Annotated in this window: 13 protein-coding genes; 5 read left to right on the top strand and 8 right to left on the bottom strand. The window is 66.1% G+C overall.

Annotated elements, in window-relative coordinates; all coding sequences use genetic code 11:
• Nucleotides 1–34 precede the first annotated feature (34 nt).
• The 5 genes from FXN65_RS01780 to FXN65_RS01760 all read right to left on the bottom strand — a co-directional run bounded on the left by FXN65_RS01780 (nt 35) and on the right by FXN65_RS01760 (nt 5,885).
• Nucleotides 35–229, bottom strand: a complete 195-nt coding sequence (locus FXN65_RS01780; protein WP_151131380.1) for a hypothetical protein — start codon at nt 227–229, stop codon at nt 35–37.
• Between the two features lie 66 nt (nt 230–295).
• Nucleotides 296–1,456, bottom strand: a complete 1,161-nt coding sequence (locus FXN65_RS01775) for a phosphoglycerate kinase (RefSeq protein ID WP_151131379.1) — start codon at nt 1,454–1,456, stop codon at nt 296–298.
• A 28-nt stretch (nt 1,457–1,484) separates the two neighbouring features.
• A complete protein-coding gene (gene epd, locus FXN65_RS01770) occupies nt 1,485–2,534 on the bottom strand; it encodes an erythrose-4-phosphate dehydrogenase (RefSeq protein ID WP_151131378.1) in 1,050 nt (349 codons plus the stop codon).
• A gap of 111 nt (nt 2,535–2,645) precedes the next feature.
• Nucleotides 2,646–4,646: a transketolase gene (gene tkt, locus FXN65_RS01765; RefSeq protein WP_151131377.1), complete on the bottom strand. Its 2,001-nt coding sequence runs from the start codon at nt 4,644–4,646 to the stop codon at nt 2,646–2,648.
• A gap of 105 nt (nt 4,647–4,751) precedes the next feature.
• Nucleotides 4,752–5,885, bottom strand: a complete 1,134-nt coding sequence (locus tag FXN65_RS01760) for a TDT family transporter (RefSeq protein WP_151131376.1) — start codon at nt 5,883–5,885, stop codon at nt 4,752–4,754.
• A 108-nt stretch (nt 5,886–5,993) separates the two neighbouring features.
• Here FXN65_RS01760 and FXN65_RS01755 point away from each other — a divergent pair, with 108 nt between their 5' ends.
• The 4 genes from FXN65_RS01755 (at nt 5,994) to ligB (ending at nt 11,347) form a co-directional block, all read left to right on the top strand.
• Nucleotides 5,994–6,875 carry a LysR family transcriptional regulator gene (locus FXN65_RS01755; protein ID WP_151131375.1) on the top strand — a complete coding sequence of 294 codons (882 nt, stop codon included), beginning with the start codon at nt 5,994–5,996 and terminating at the stop codon, nt 6,873–6,875.
• Between the two features lie 77 nt (nt 6,876–6,952).
• Nucleotides 6,953–7,954 carry an ArsR/SmtB family transcription factor gene (locus FXN65_RS01750; protein WP_151131374.1) on the top strand — a complete coding sequence of 334 codons (1,002 nt, stop codon included), beginning with the start codon at nt 6,953–6,955 and terminating at the stop codon, nt 7,952–7,954.
• A gap of 19 nt (nt 7,955–7,973) precedes the next feature.
• Nucleotides 7,974–9,164, top strand: coding sequence for a methionine adenosyltransferase (metK, locus tag FXN65_RS01745; RefSeq protein ID WP_151131373.1), 1,191 nt, complete (start codon nt 7,974–7,976; stop codon nt 9,162–9,164).
• Nucleotides 9,165–9,676: 512 nt separating this feature from the next.
• Nucleotides 9,677–11,347 (top strand): NAD-dependent DNA ligase LigB, encoded by a 1,671-nt coding sequence (gene ligB / locus FXN65_RS01740; protein WP_151131372.1) that lies wholly within the window; start codon nt 9,677–9,679, stop codon nt 11,345–11,347.
• Here the strand turns inward: ligB and FXN65_RS01735 are convergent.
• The gene (locus FXN65_RS01735) at nt 11,341–11,793 is read right to left on the bottom strand and encodes a c-type cytochrome (protein ID WP_151131371.1); all 453 of its coding nucleotides are present in this window, start codon (nt 11,791–11,793) and stop codon (nt 11,341–11,343) included. The two genes, ligB and FXN65_RS01735, sit on opposite strands and share 7 nt — an antisense overlap.
• A gap of 167 nt (nt 11,794–11,960) precedes the next feature.
• Between FXN65_RS01735 and FXN65_RS28380 the strand changes: the two genes are divergently transcribed.
• A complete protein-coding gene (locus FXN65_RS28380) occupies nt 11,961–12,086 on the top strand; it encodes a hypothetical protein (RefSeq protein ID WP_280178735.1) in 126 nt (41 codons plus the stop codon).
• Between the two features lie 3 nt (nt 12,087–12,089).
• On the opposite strand, the gene FXN65_RS01730 is transcribed toward FXN65_RS28380, so the two are convergent.
• Both FXN65_RS01730 and FXN65_RS01725 read right to left on the bottom strand, forming a co-directional pair.
• Nucleotides 12,090–13,664: a methyl-accepting chemotaxis protein gene (locus FXN65_RS01730; protein WP_151131370.1), complete on the bottom strand. Its 1,575-nt coding sequence runs from the start codon at nt 13,662–13,664 to the stop codon at nt 12,090–12,092.
• Nucleotides 13,665–13,819: 155 nt separating this feature from the next.
• The gene (locus tag FXN65_RS01725; RefSeq protein ID WP_151131369.1) at nt 13,820–14,224 is read right to left on the bottom strand and encodes an acyl-CoA thioesterase; all 405 of its coding nucleotides are present in this window, start codon (nt 14,222–14,224) and stop codon (nt 13,820–13,822) included.
• Nucleotides 14,225–14,284 lie beyond the last annotated feature (60 nt).

Raw genomic sequence — 14,284 nt, 5'->3', positions numbered from 1 at the left:
GGGGGACGGCTCCGGCCATCCACGCACCGCTCCGTCACGGGCAGTGCTGTTGTCCTTCATTGCTGGCCGCGGGGTCACCACTGGCCTGGGCCTCTACCCGCTGGTCATCCTGATTGCTCGGGACTATCACCTGGGGCGGGCTCATCACTTCACAAGTGCTGGAGGGCTTGCCACCGGCACAGCCCCAGAGTCCAGCACAGAGAATCAGCAAAATCGCAGCGTAGCGCATGGCAGGTACTCCTTTTCGCTGGCCCTGTTCAAGGGACCGCGGAACCCTGCCATGGTTTAGGCCGTTTTACTTCGCGCGCTGCTCCAGAACCTCGACGGCCGGCAGCACCTTACCCTCGACGAACTCGAGGAAAGCACCGCCACCGGTGGAGATGTAGGAGATCTGCTCGCCCACGCCGTACTTGTCGATCGCCGCCAGGGTGTCACCACCACCCGCGATGGAGAAGGCCGGGCTTTCGGCAATGGCCAGGGCCAGGGCCTTGGTGCCATTGCCGAACTGGTCGAATTCGAACACACCTACCGGACCGTTCCAGAGGATGGTCCTGGAGGACTTCAGCAGCTCGGCGAACTGGGCAGCGGTTTGCGGGCCGATGTCCAGGATCATGTCGTCGTCGGCCACGTCGGCGATTGCCTTGACGGTAGCAGCGGCGCTTTCAGCGAATTCCTTGGCGACCACCACGTCCACCGGCAGCGGCACGCTGACCTTGGCGGCAATGGCCTTGGCAGTGTCCACCAGGTCGGCTTCGTAAAGGGACTTGCCCACCTTGTAGCCGGCAGCGGCGAGGAAGGTGTTGGCAATGCCGCCGCCGACGATCAGCTGGTCGCAGATCTGCGACAGCGAGTTCAGCACGTCCAGCTTGGTGGAAACCTTGGAGCCGGCAACGATGGCAGCCATCGGGCGGGCCGGGTTGCCCAGGGCCTTGCCCAGGGCGTCCAGTTCGGCGGCCAGCAGGGGACCTGCAGCGGCAACCTTGGCGAACTTGGCCACACCGTGGGTGGAACCCTCGGCGCGGTGGGCGGTACCGAAGGCGTCCATCACGAAGACGTCGCACAGGGCGGCGTACTGCCGGGCCAGCTCATCGGCGTTCTTTTTCTCGCCCTTGTTGAAGCGCACGTTCTCGAACAGCACGACCTGGCCGGGGGCAACGTCGACGCCGCCCAGGTAGTCGGCCACCAGCGGCACTTCGCGGCCCAGGGCCTTGGACAGGTAGTCGGCCACCGGCTTGAGGCTGTTCTCTTCGGAGAACTCGCCCTCGGTGGGACGACCCAGGTGGGAGCAGACCATTACCGCCGCGCCCTTCTCCAGTGCCAGCTTGATGGTCGGCAGGGAGGCGAGAATGCGCGCATCGCTCTTCACGACGCCGTCCTTCACCGGCACGTTGAGATCCTCACGGATCAGCACGCGCTTACCCTGGAGGTCGAGGTCGGTCATTTTCAACACGGTCATGGGGTCAGTCCTTCACGGGGGCTGGTAGTTAACGAGAAGCAGCGGAAACCCGCAGATAGTGGTCTGCGGTGTCGAGCATACGGTTGGCGAAACCCCATTCGTTGTCGAACCAGGCCAGCAGGTTGACCAGGCGCGGGCCGGACACGCGGGTCTGGCTGCCGTCGACGATGGCGGAATGGGGATCGTGGTTGAAATCGCAACTGGCGTGGGGCAGCTCGGTATAGGCCAGCAGGCCCTTCAGCGGGCCGCTTTCGGCGGCTTCGCGGAGTACGCGGTTGATCTCGGCGGCGGAGGTGTCGCGGGCGGTCTGCAGGGTGATGTCCAGGCAGGACACGTTCACCGTCGGCACACGGATGGCCTTGGCCTGGATGCGTCCGGTCAGCTCCGGCAGCAGGCGCTCGATACCACGGGCGAGGCCGGTGGATACCGGGATCACCGACTGGAAGGCAGAGCGGGTGCGGCGCAGGTCTTCGTGGTGGTACGCGTCGATCACGGGCTGGTCGTTCATCGCCGAGTGGATGGTGGTAATGGAGACGTATTCCAGACCCACGGACTCGTTGAGAAGTTTCAGCAGCGGTACACCGCAGTTGGTGGTACAGGACGCGTTGGACACCAGTTTCTCGGCACCGCTCAGGCTGTCCTGATTGACGCCATAGACGATGGTGGCGTCGATATCCGACTCGGTGGACATGGGCTGGGACAGCAGCACGCGGGGTGCGCCGGCGGCCAGGAAGCGCTCGGCCTGCTGGCGGTGGGTGTACTGGCCGGAGCATTCCAGCACCAGGTCCACGCCCAGGGCAGCCCAGTCGATGCCTTCCGGTTCGGCACTGCGCAGTACCTTCACGCAGTCGCCGTTGATATGCAGGCAATCGCCATCCACCCGCACTTCGCCGGGGAAGCGGCCGTGGGTGGAGTCGAAACGAGTCAGGTACTCGATGCTGGCCTGGTCGGCCAGGTCGTTCAGCGCGACGATCTCGAAGCTCGCCCCGCCACTGCGCTCGTGGAGCGCGCGCAGCACGCAACGGCCGATACGGCCGTAGCCGTTGAGGGCGACTTTGAAGGGGCGATGGCTTGGCATGGTGCGCTCGCAGGACCGGGAGGTGTGGAAAACCCTGCAGGAGCGAGCGTTGCTCGCGAACCCTGCGCGAAGCAGGGCGCTTCGCGAGCAGAGCTCGCTCCTACGAACGGGTCAGACGTCCAGCAGTTCTTCGGCGGTGGCGACGATGTTGTCGACGGTGAAGCCGAAGTGCTCGAACAGCGCGGCGGCCGGGGCGGACTCACCGAAGCTGGTCATGCCGATCACGCGGCCTTCCAGGCCGACGTACTTGTACCAGAAGTCGGTGTGGGCGGCCTCGATGGCGATGCGCGCGCCAACCTGCACCGGCAGCACGGCCTGCTTGTAGGCGGCGTCCTGCTGATCGAACAGGCTGGTGGACGGCATCGACACCACGCGAACCTTGCGGCCGGCGGCAGTCAGCACGTCAAAGGCCTGGACGGCCAGGCCCACTTCGGAGCCGGTGGCGATCAGGATCAGTTCCGGCTCGCCATCGCTGTCCTTGAGCACGTAGCCGCCACGGGCGATGTTCGCCACCTGGGCAGCGTCGCGAGCCTGGTGAGGCAGGTTCTGGCGGGAGAAGATCAGCGCGCTCGGGCCGTCGTTGCGCTCGATGGAGGATTTCCAGGCCACGGCGGATTCCACCGCGTCGGCCGGACGCCAGGTGTTCAGGTTCGGAGTGCAGCGCAGGCTGGCCAGTTGCTCCACCGGCTGGTGGGTCGGGCCGTCTTCGCCCAGACCGATGGAGTCGTGGGTGTAGACGAAGAGCACGCGCTTTTTCATCAGGGCGGCCATGCGCACGGCGTTGCAGGCGTACTCCATGAACACCAGGAAGGTGGCGCCATAGGGAATGAAGCCGCCATGCAGGGCGATGCCGTTCATGATGGCGCTCATGCCGAACTCGCGAACGCCGTAGTAGAGGTAGTTGCCGGAAGCGTCTTCGGCGGACACTCCCTTGCAGCCTTTCCACAGGGTCAGGTTGGAGCCGGCCAGGTCAGCCGAGCCACCGAGGAATTCCGGCAGCAGCGGGCCGAAAGCGTTCAGGGCGTTCTGGCTGGCCTTGCGGCTGGCGATGGTTTCGCCCTTGGCGGCGACTTCCGCGATGTAGGCATCGGCCTTGGCGGAGAAATCGGCCGGCAGCTGGCCCTTGATACGGCGCTGGAATTCAGCGGCCAGTTCCGGATGGGCGGCGGCGTAGGCGGCAAAGCGCTCGTTCCACTCGGCCTCGCGGGCAGCACCGGCGGCCTTGGCATCCCATTCGGCGTAGATATCGGCCGGGACTTCGAAGGGCGCGTGGTTCCAGCCCAGGGCAGCGCGGGTCAGGGCGATCTCGTCATTGCCCAGCGGCGCGCCGTGGCACTCTTCCTTGCCCTGCTTGTTCGGCGAACCGAAGCCGATCACGGTCTTGCAGCAGATCAGGGTCGGACGGTCGCTGGACTTGCGCGCGGTCTCGATGGCGGTCTTGATCTCGTCGGCGTCATGGCCGTCGACGTTGCGGATCACCTGCCAGCCGTAGGCTTCGAAGCGCTTCGGGGTGTCGTCGGTGAACCAGCCGTGCACTTCGCCGTCGATGGAGATGCCGTTGTCGTCGTAGAAGGCGACCAGCTTGCCCAGGCCGAGGGTGCCGGCCAGTGCGCAGACTTCGTGGGAAATGCCTTCCATCATGCAGCCATCGCCGAGGAACACGTAGGTGTTGTGGTCGACGATGTTGTGGCCGTCACGGTTGAACTGGGCAGCCAGGGTCTTTTCGGCGATGGCGAAACCAACGGCGTTGGCGATGCCCTGGCCCAGCGGACCGGTGGTGGTCTCGACGCCGGCGGTGTAGCCGTATTCCGGGTGGCCCGGGGTGCGGCTGCCGAGCTGGCGGAAGTTCTTCAGGTCTTCGATGGTGAGGTCGTAGCCGGTGAGGTGCAGCAGCGAGTAGTTCAGCATCGAGCCGTGGCCGTTGGACAGCACGAAGCGGTCGCGGTTGGGCCATTCGGGGTTGTTCGGGTTGTGCTGCAGGTAATCCCGCCAGAGCACTTCGGCGATATCGGCCATCCCCATGGGGGCGCCGGGGTGGCCGCTGTTGGCTTTCTGCACCGCATCCATGCTCAGGGCACGAATGGCATTGGCACGCTCACGACGGCTGGGCATCGCTTATCTCCTGCAGGTCTGAATAGACGGCTAATCGAAAAAAGGCCGCTATTTTCGCCCAGCCGGCAGGTCGCGGGCAATCACAGATGGTCGCAGTTTCACCGGTCAGGTGCGGGAAAGTCCTGCGGCAGCCGCAAGACAGGGCGCCTGGAACAGTTCGCCATGCCAGAGACCGGCCAGCGTGCGGGCCATCACCTGCAGCCAGATCAGCGCCAGTCCGAGGGCCAGCGCCGCCGCCACGGGGCCGAAAAAGGCGATGCCGGTGCGCCGCTGCAACTCGAAGGTGGCCAGGGTGAAGACCGCCAGCGGGAAGGTGAAGCCCCACCAGCCGAGGTTGAAGCGCATGTCCTGGCGCAGATGTCGGCGGGTGCAGAACAGCGCCATCACCAGCCACCAGAGCGCCGCGCCCCAGAGCAGCAGGCTGCCGATCAGCCCCACATCGCGGGCGAGGTCCGCCACGCCGGTCAGGGCGGTACCGGCGAAAGCCGCGGGCATCGCCTTGCCCAGGCTCAACAGCCCCAGGCAACCGGTGGCCAGCGGGCCGACCGGCAGCCAGCTGGTGGCGGCGAACTCGCTGCCCGGCAGCTTGTGCAGGGCCAGGCGCAGCAGCACCAGGGTGATCAGGGAGAAAGCCAGGCTCAGGGACACGCCCCAGAGCAGATAGCCCGTCACCAGCACCTGCCGTGCGGCTTCGGGCTCCAGATGCGGCGCCAGCACGCCAGCCGCGGCCGCCGCCACCTCGGGCGCGACGATGGGCAGCAGCCAGACCGCAGTGAGTTTCTCCAGGGCGTGGTCCTGGCGGGTGAACATCAGATAAGGCACCAGCAGGGCCACACCCAGCGCCAGCGCCACGTCCAGCCACCAGAGCCCGTGGGCCAGGACGAGCGCGCTTTCGCCCCAATGCGGCACGCCGAACAGCACCAGACCGTTGATCAGGGTGGCCAGCCCCATGGGAATGGCACCAAGGAACATCGACTGCACCGGATGCAGCAGCATGGGCCGCAGGGTGTCGCGGAACAGCAGGATCCGCGCAATGAACAGCAGGGCGAAACCGGCGAAGAGGACGGCATTGAACAGCCAGAAACCCTCAGCCAGGCGCCGCTCCAGCGCCCCGCCCCAGGGCAGCGCCGCGATGACCAGGGCCAGCGCGCCGGTGCCCATGGTCACGGCGAACCAGCTGGGGGTGAACTGGCGAACGAAGGCCAGGGGTTCGGCAAGGCGGGTAAAGGGGCGTGGCATCGAGGGCTCCGGTCGGGTGGTCCCGTGGCGGGAAGAACGAAGCCAGCCTAGGGAAGGCTGTGCTATATGAAAAATACATATTCAGCATCTCTCGCATACCTATCATTTATGAATCTGCATCACCTCAAGGTCTTTCTCGCCGTCGCCGAGAGCGGCAGTATCAGCAACGGCGCCGCCCGCCTGTTCATCAGCCAGCCGGCCGTCACCCGGGAAATCCGCGACCTGGAAGCCAGCATCGGCCTGCCCCTGTTCGACCGCCGGCCGCGCGGCGTCAGCCTGACCGAGGGCGGCGAACGCCTGCTGCAATACGCCCAGAGAATCTTCGCCCTGGAAGCCGCCGCCGAACGCGACCTGCGCGGCTTCGCCAGCCTGGAGGACGGCGAACTGCGCCTCGGCGCCAGCGCCACCCTGGGCAGCTACCTGCTGCCGGAGCTGATCGAGCGATTCCACCAGTTGCATCCCACCATGGCGGTGGACCTGGCCGTCAGCAACACCCGCGAGGTAGCCGCGCAACTGGAGGATGGCCGCATCAGCCTGGGTTTCGTCGAAGGCGCCTTCGACAACCAGGCCTTCGCCAGCCGGCTGCTGGACCGCGACCGGCTGCTGCCGGTGGTCGGTCCTGAGCATCCACTGGCCGGGCGCGGCCAACTCGGCGCCCGCGACCTCGCCGGGCAGGACCATTACCTGCGCGAGCAGGGTTCGGCCACCCGCGCCAGCGTCGAGCAGGCATACCGCGAGCGGGGCATCGACCTGCGCGTACGCATGTCCATCGGCAGCACCGAAGCGCTCAAGCGCCTGGTGCAGGACGGCCGCGGCATCGCCTGGCTGTCGCCGCACATGGTCCGCGCGGAACTGGCCAGCGGTCGCCTGGCGAGCCTGGAGGTGCGCGATCTGGTGATCGAACGGGAATTCCACGCCCTCTGGCGCCCCGGCCAGAGCTTGAGCCCGGCGCCCGCCGCCTTCCTCGAGCTGGCGGGAAAGCGTGGTTGACCGCCGATCACTCAATATCAAAACTTTTTGATATTGGCATTGCGACACCCGGAAGCGGGGGCTAGACTTCGCCCCCTATGAGCCTGCGCGTACCCCAGATCCGCCATGACGACAGCGATGAGCTGGCCGCCCTGTGCAAGGCCGGCGGCGATCCGCTGCGCCTGAACGTACTGCGGGTACTGGCCAACGACTCCTTCGGCGTGCTGGAACTGGCGCAGATCTTCGCCACTGGCCAGTCGGGCATGAGCCACCACCTCAAGGTGCTGGCCCAGGCGAACCTGGTGGCCACCCGCCGCGAAGGCAATGCGATCTTCTACCGCCGCGCCCTGGCGCAGAACGAGCGGGTTGGCGGCATGCTGCATGCGGCCCTGCTGGCCGAGGTGGACGAGTTGGAGTTGCCCGCCGAGATCGCCGGGCGCATCGCCGAAGTACACGCCCAGCGCGAAGCGGTCAGCCGCGACTTCTTCGCCCGCGCAGCGGAAAAATTCCAGGCGCAGCAGGACCTGATCGCAGGACTGCCGCAATACCGTGACAGCGTACTGGCATTGCTCGATGCGCTGGCCTTCGAACCCGGCGCCACGGCGCTGGAAGTCGGCCCAGGCGACGGTGGATTCCTGCCGGATCTGGCACGACGTTTCAGCCGGGTCACGGCGCTGGACAACAGCCCGGCCATGCTGGAGCTGGCACGGATGCGCTGTAACGACGAAGGCCTCGGCAATGTCGAACTGCGACTGACCGATGCCCTGAATGACGAGCAGGCGGCCGCCGACTGCGTGGTGCTGAACATGGTCCTGCACCATTTCGCCGCGCCGGCCGATGCAATGAAACAATTGGCCCAGCGGGTGCAGCCAGGCGGCGCGCTGCTGGTGACCGAGTTGTGCAGCCACAACCAGAGTTGGGCCAGGGAGGCCTGCGGCGATCTATGGTTGGGCTTCGAACAGGACGACCTGGCCCGTTGGGCCAATGCCGCGGGGCTCACGCCCGGCGAGAGCCTCTACATTGGCTTGCGAAACGGCTTTCAGATTCAGGTAAGGCACTTCGCCAAACCGGATTCACGAAGCGAACTCACCCACCGGTAACGAATAGGAAAACCGATAGATGAGCGAATACTCCCTGTTTACCTCCGAATCCGTGTCCGAAGGCCATCCGGACAAGATCGCCGACCAGATTTCCGATGCCGTCCTCGACGCCATCATCGCCCAGGACAAGCACGCCCGCGTCGCCTGCGAAACCCTGGTCAAGACCGGCGTAGCCATCATCGCCGGTGAAGTCACCACCTCCGCCTGGGTCGACCTGGAAGAGCTGGTGCGCAAGGTCATCATCGACATCGGCTACAACAGCTCCGACGTCGGCTTCGACGGCGCCACCTGCGGCATCCTGAACATCATTGGCAAGCAGTCCCCGGACATCAACCAGGGCGTCGACCGCTCCAAGCCGGAAGACCAGGGCGCCGGTGACCAGGGCCTGATGTTCGGCTACGCCAGCAACGAAACCGACGTACTGATGCCAGCCCCGATCTGCTTCTCCCACCGCCTGGTGGAACGCCAGGCCGAAGCCCGCAAGTCCGGCCTGCTGCCGTGGCTGCGCCCGGACGCCAAGAGCCAGGTCACCTGCCGCTACGAGAACGGCAAGGTAGTCGGCATCGACGCCATCGTGCTGTCCACCCAGCACAACCCGGACGTCAAGTACTCCGACCTGCGCGAAGGCGTGATGGAGCTGATCGTCAAGCACGTGCTGCCGGCCGAACTGCTGCACAAGGACACCCAGTTCCACATCAACCCGACCGGCAACTTCGTGATCGGCGGCCCGGTGGGCGACTGCGGCCTGACCGGCCGCAAGATCATCGTCGACTCCTACGGCGGCATGGCCCGTCACGGCGGTGGCGCCTTCTCCGGCAAGGACCCGTCCAAGGTTGACCGTTCCGCTGCCTACGCCGGCCGCTACGTCGCCAAGAACATCGTTGCCGCTGGCCTGGCCGAGCGCTGCGAGATCCAGGTGTCCTACGCCATCGGCGTGGCCCTGCCGACCTCCATCTCGATCAACACCTTCGGCACCGGCAAGATCAGCGACGACAAGATCGTCCAGCTGGTCCGCGAGCACTTCGACCTGCGTCCGTACGCGATCACCAAGATGCTCGACCTGCTGCACCCGATGTACCAGCCGACCGCGGCCTACGGCCACTTCGGTCGCAATCCCTATGAAATGTCCTACGGTGACGACACCTTCACCGCATTCACCTGGGAAAAGACCGACAAGGCCGAAGCCCTGCGCATCGCCGCTGGCCTCTAAGCCTCGACCGTTCTGCAAAAAGCCCCGCCTCGTGCGGGGTTTTTTGTTTGTGCGCCGGAGAGACCGAAGAAGTGGGCGACATAGCGGATTGGCAATCCGATATGAGTTGGCGTTGAGCTAGATGCTCAGGTCATTACTGCGTACGCATCAAAATTTTGTTTCGCCTTCCCAGGCGAGTCCCTTTTGCAATCGTTCAAAAGGAACCAAAGAACTTGCCCCTGCATCCGGGTTCGGCTTCGCCGAACTCCCCTCCCTACATCCTTGCGCCGGGGGCACGGCGAGAGGGGCCGGGGGTGAGGGATTCATCCGGTTACACACCGACAGCCAGCATCGCTCATACGAAATTGCCAATCCGGCATGAACCCACCCCCAAAGATTCGAAAGACTCCTTCCCCTGAAGCCACTCACCAATCCCCACAACCAACCACGCCCGAACGGACAAGGGAATCAGCGCCCGTTGACAACCCCCGCCCCTAGACTGGCCGCCTCCCGAACGAGCACGGAGGCTCGCCATGAAAACCTGGATTCCCCTTCCCTTCCTCCTGCCCTGCCTCGCGCTGGCGGATGCCTGTCCGGACTGGCCGGCCGGCCGCGCCAGCGCCGAACTCTCAACCCTCGGCAACCGCCTCGCCGAATGGGACCGCGCGTACCACCGCGAGGGGCGTTCGATGGTGGACGACGAGCTCTACGACCAGGCCCGCGCCCGCCTGGCACGCCTGAACGAGTGCTTTCCCGCTGCGGCATTGCCGCTCCGCTCGCCCCTGGCAGCCAGTGACGGCAAGGCCCGCCATCCGGTGCCCCAGAGCGGCCTGGACAAGCTACGGGACATCGACGACCTGCGTCGCTGGCTGGGTCAGCGCCGGGACCTCTGGGTCCAGCCCAAGGTGGATGGCGTGGCCGTCACCCTGGTTTACCGCGGGGACCGGCTGGCGCAGGCCATCAGCCGGGGCGACGGCGGCCACGGCCAGGACTGGACCCGACAGGCCCGGCGCATCGCGGCGATTCCCGCATTCTTGCCCGGCATCGGCAATGGCGTGTTGCAAGGCGAGCTTTACTGGCGCCTGGAAAGCCACGTGCAGGCCGAACGGGGCGGACAGGGTGCACGCGGCAAAGTGGCCGGGCTGCTCAATCGCCATGAACTGAAACAGCGCGATGCCACCGGCATCGGTCTCTTCGTCTGGGACTGGCCGGATGGTCCGGCCCCCATGGAAGATCGCCTGCACGGCCTGCAGGCAATGGGCTTCGCCGACGCCAATGCACTCACCCAGCCCGTCGCCAGCGCAGAAGACATCGCCGCCTGGCGCGAACGCTGGTACCGCTCGCCCCTGTCGTTTGCCAGCGACGGCGTCGTGATTCGCCAGGGCACGCGGCCGGCGGCTCGGCAGTGGAAGCCGCAGCCACCGAACTGGGCCGTGGCCTGGAAGTACCCCTTCGCCAAGGCGCTGGCGGAGGTTCGCGCCGTGGAGTTCAAGGTCGGTCGCACCGGGCGGGTCACGCCCTTGCTCAAGCTGAAACCGGTCGAGCTCGATGGCCGACGCATCCAGCGCGTCGGCCTGGGGTCGCTGAAACGCTGGCGGGAACTGGACGTCCGCCCCGGCGACCAGGTCGCCATCGCCCTGGCCGGCCTCACCATTCCACGCATGGAAGCCGTGGTCCTGCGCGCCACCGAACGCCCACGGGTGGAAGCGCCAGCGCCCGGCCGCTATCACGCCCTCAGCTGCTTTCGTGCGGAACCCGGCTGCCGGGAGCAGTTCCTCTCGCGCCTGGAGTGGTTAGGCGGTCCCAAGGGCCTGGACCTGAACGGGCTGGGGCGCGGAACCTGGGCGCGCCTGGAGTTGGAGGCGCTGCTGGACTGGTTGTCCCTGGATGCCGCCGCGCTGGCAGCCAAGCCGGGCATCGGCAGCACCCGCTCGGCGGCCCTGGTGCAGAGCTTTGCCGAAGCTCGGGGACGGCCCTTCGAGCAATGGCTGAGGGCGCTTGGGCTGCCGCCCACAGGGTCGGCAAGGCTGGAGGGCGACTGGACGAACCTCAGCCGCAGGACACCGGAAGACTGGAGAAAACGGGAAGGCCTCGGGCCGGTCAGGGCCGCGCAGCTGGCGGCCTTCTTCCAGCACCCGGAGGTACGGGCGCTGGCGGATCGGCTTCAGGCGGAGGGCGTAGCGGGGTTCGGCGCGCCTCAGTAGGCGCGGAACTCCTTGTGGCAGGCCTCGCAGTTGTCTTCCACCTTCTGCACCAGCGGCGCGACGCCCTGGGCGGTGAACGGACGGGCCTGAGCGGCGCTGGCGAGCTGGCCGGTGCTGGCTTCGAGCTCGCGCACCAGTTCCTTGAAGCGCTCCTGGCGCTGCCAGACTTCATCGCGGGCGGCGCTATCGGCGTCGCCTTCCTGGGCCTGCGGGAAGTGCTGCCAGGGCTGGCGGGAAAGCTGGTCGAGCTTGGTGGCGCCGGTGGCGAAGCGCTGTTCGTCGAAGCTGATGCGGCCACGCAGCATGCCGCCGAGGTCTTCGCTGGTGCGCAGCATTTCCTTGAAGATCGCCTGGCGCTTGCCCAGCGGCGAATTGGGGTCCACGCCACCGCAGGCAACAAGGCTCAGGCAGGCGGCGGCAAGGATGAAAATCTTCTTGGCATTCATCGGCAGGATCACGGGTCAGGCTTAAGGCGGGCGACAGGGTACTCCCAGCCGGCCGACAATTTCCAAGCCAGGCGACAGTTTGTCGCAGATCATCGAATGCACGACCTGCCCCGCGCCAGACCGGGTCTCCCGCCAGACCGGTGTCTTTCGATCTGGAGGAAAATCCGATGAACAGTCGTCACTCCCTGTATCTCGCATCCCTGATCACGGGCATCGCCCTGGCCGGTCCGGCCCCCGCTGCCGGCACTTCGGCGAGTGGTTGCGCGGCCAAGCGCCAGGCGCCATCGCCCTGAACCTCAGGTCCTGAAGTGGTCGAGGTGACCGTTCAGCGCCTGCACCTCCCCCTGGATACGCTCGCTGGCCTGCATCACGCTGCGGGCATCGTCCCGGCTGCGCTCGGCCAGGCTGGAGATTTCCGTCACCCGCTGGTCGATGTCCTGGGCCACCTGGCTCTGCTGCTCGGCGGCGGTGGCGATCTGGGTGTTCATGGCACTGATACCGTCCACCGCGACCACGATGCTGCCGAGTACTTCGTTGGCTTCCTCGATGTGACTGAGGTTTTCCCGCACCAGCTGGTTGCTGTCCTGCAAGGCGTTGACGGCCTGCTGGGCACCGCCCTGCAAGCGCTGGATCATTGCCTGGATCTCGCCGGTGGATTGCTGCGTGCGGCTGGCCAGCGTCCGCACTTCGTCCGCCACCACGGCGAATCCGCGACCGGCTTCGCCGGCACGTGCGGCCTCGATGGCGGCATTGAGCGCCAGCAGGTTGGTCTGCTCGGCGATGCCGGTGATGACTTCCAGCACCTTGCCCACCCCTTCGGTTTCATTGCGCAGGACGTTCATCTGCCCGGCGCTCGCCGCCATCTGCTCCGATAGCTCTCCGATCAGCTCGGCACTGCGCTGCACGGCCCTCTGGCCGGACTTGGCACAGCTGTCGGCGTTACGTGCCGACTCGGCGGCATGAGCGGCATGGCGGGCCACCTCGGCCACGGTGGCACTCATCTCGTTCATGGCGGTAGCGACCTGGTCGAGGTTTTCGTGTTGCAGGCGCACACCGTCGCTGGCCGCATGGGCAGCGGCGACCACGGTCTCCACGTGCTGTCGGGTATGGCCACCGGTCTCCTTGACCTGTCCCAGCAGCCCGCGCACCTGTTCACGCATGAGGTTGTAGCCGGCGACGATGCGGCCGATTTCGTTGTCCTGGCGCCGATTGTCCAGGGACTGGGTGAAGTCGCCCTGCCCCACTCGGGTCAGCACGGCTTCCAGCTCAGTCAGGCGCTGGATCAACGGACGCAGGCCGAATTGCCGCCCCAGCACCACCAGCAGGAGGATGCCGATCACACAGGCGAAGGCCAGCCACATCTGCCGGCGCTGCGAGCTTTCCGCATGGGCGGCCATCAGCCCGACCGCCTTGTTCATTTCCTTCAGCAGGTTGAGCGACGCCCCCTCCAGTGCAGCGAGGTCGCTGTCCGGGCGCTCCAGTTGAGGTCGGAAGTTCGCCCAGAGCTGACCCACCAGGCGCATCTGCCCTGCCACTGCCGGGGCCTGGATGGCGCTGATGTTGCGCGCCGGGTTCCCGTTCAGCAGGTCGCGATGGGCCTGGTCGAACTGGGCGATGGTGGCGTCCAGGGTGGGCCGGGCAATGGCGCCCTGGCGCAGCAGCAGCGCTTCCTTGGTCATTTTCTGGCTGAGCATGCGCTGGGCGCCGGCGATGTTGATGGTCTCCGGCGACACCGACATGCTCAGGTAGAGCGCCACCGAGGCGGTAACCGCCAGCAGGAACATCAGCGCGTAGGAAAAGAGAAATTGCTGGTTGAGGGTACGCAGCCCCACGGAACGGAGCAGCGAATCGAAAGCGGAAGTGGCGGACATGGGTGCCTCCTGGCCGGGCCCACCCCGGAGCTTCAGGCGGGGCTGAGGGCTGCACAGCAAGAAGGCGGCCAATCCCGGCCTAGAGAGCCTGGCGAGTGGCGACAAGCGCGAAACGCCCCATCACGGGGCGAGCTCAGGCTCCAGGCGCACCAGAGTCAGGCAGACAGGTCGTCGTCCTTGAAACGGTCCTTTATGTAAGTGATCTCCGTCTTGCCGTGGGGTGCCGGCAGGCCGTCTTCACCGATGTTGACGAAAACCATCTTGTCGATGGTCAGGATGCTCTTGCGGGTGATCTTGTTACGCACTTCGCAACGCATGGTGATCGAGGTGCGCCCGAACTCGGTGGCGGTGATGCCCAGCTCGATGATGTCGCTCTGGCGCGCGGAACTGACGAAGTTGATCTCGGAGATGAACTTGGTGACCACGCGCTGGTTGCCGAGCTGGATGATGGCGTAAATGGCCGCTTCCTCATCGATCCACTTCAACAGGCTGCCGCCGAACAGCGTGCCGTTGGGGTTGAGGTCTTCGGGCTTGATCCATTTGCGCGTATGGAAATTCATGCAGCGTCCTCCTTGGGTGGGATGGGAGGCATCATGACCGGCCCGGCACGGCTTGTCCCG

It is taken from the genome of Pseudomonas lalkuanensis, assembly GCF_008807375.1.
Taxonomy (GTDB): Bacteria; Pseudomonadota; Gammaproteobacteria; order Pseudomonadales; family Pseudomonadaceae; genus Metapseudomonas; species Metapseudomonas lalkuanensis.
Note: the sequence above shows the minus strand (reverse complement) of the source record. Positions and strands in the feature narration are given on the sequence as shown.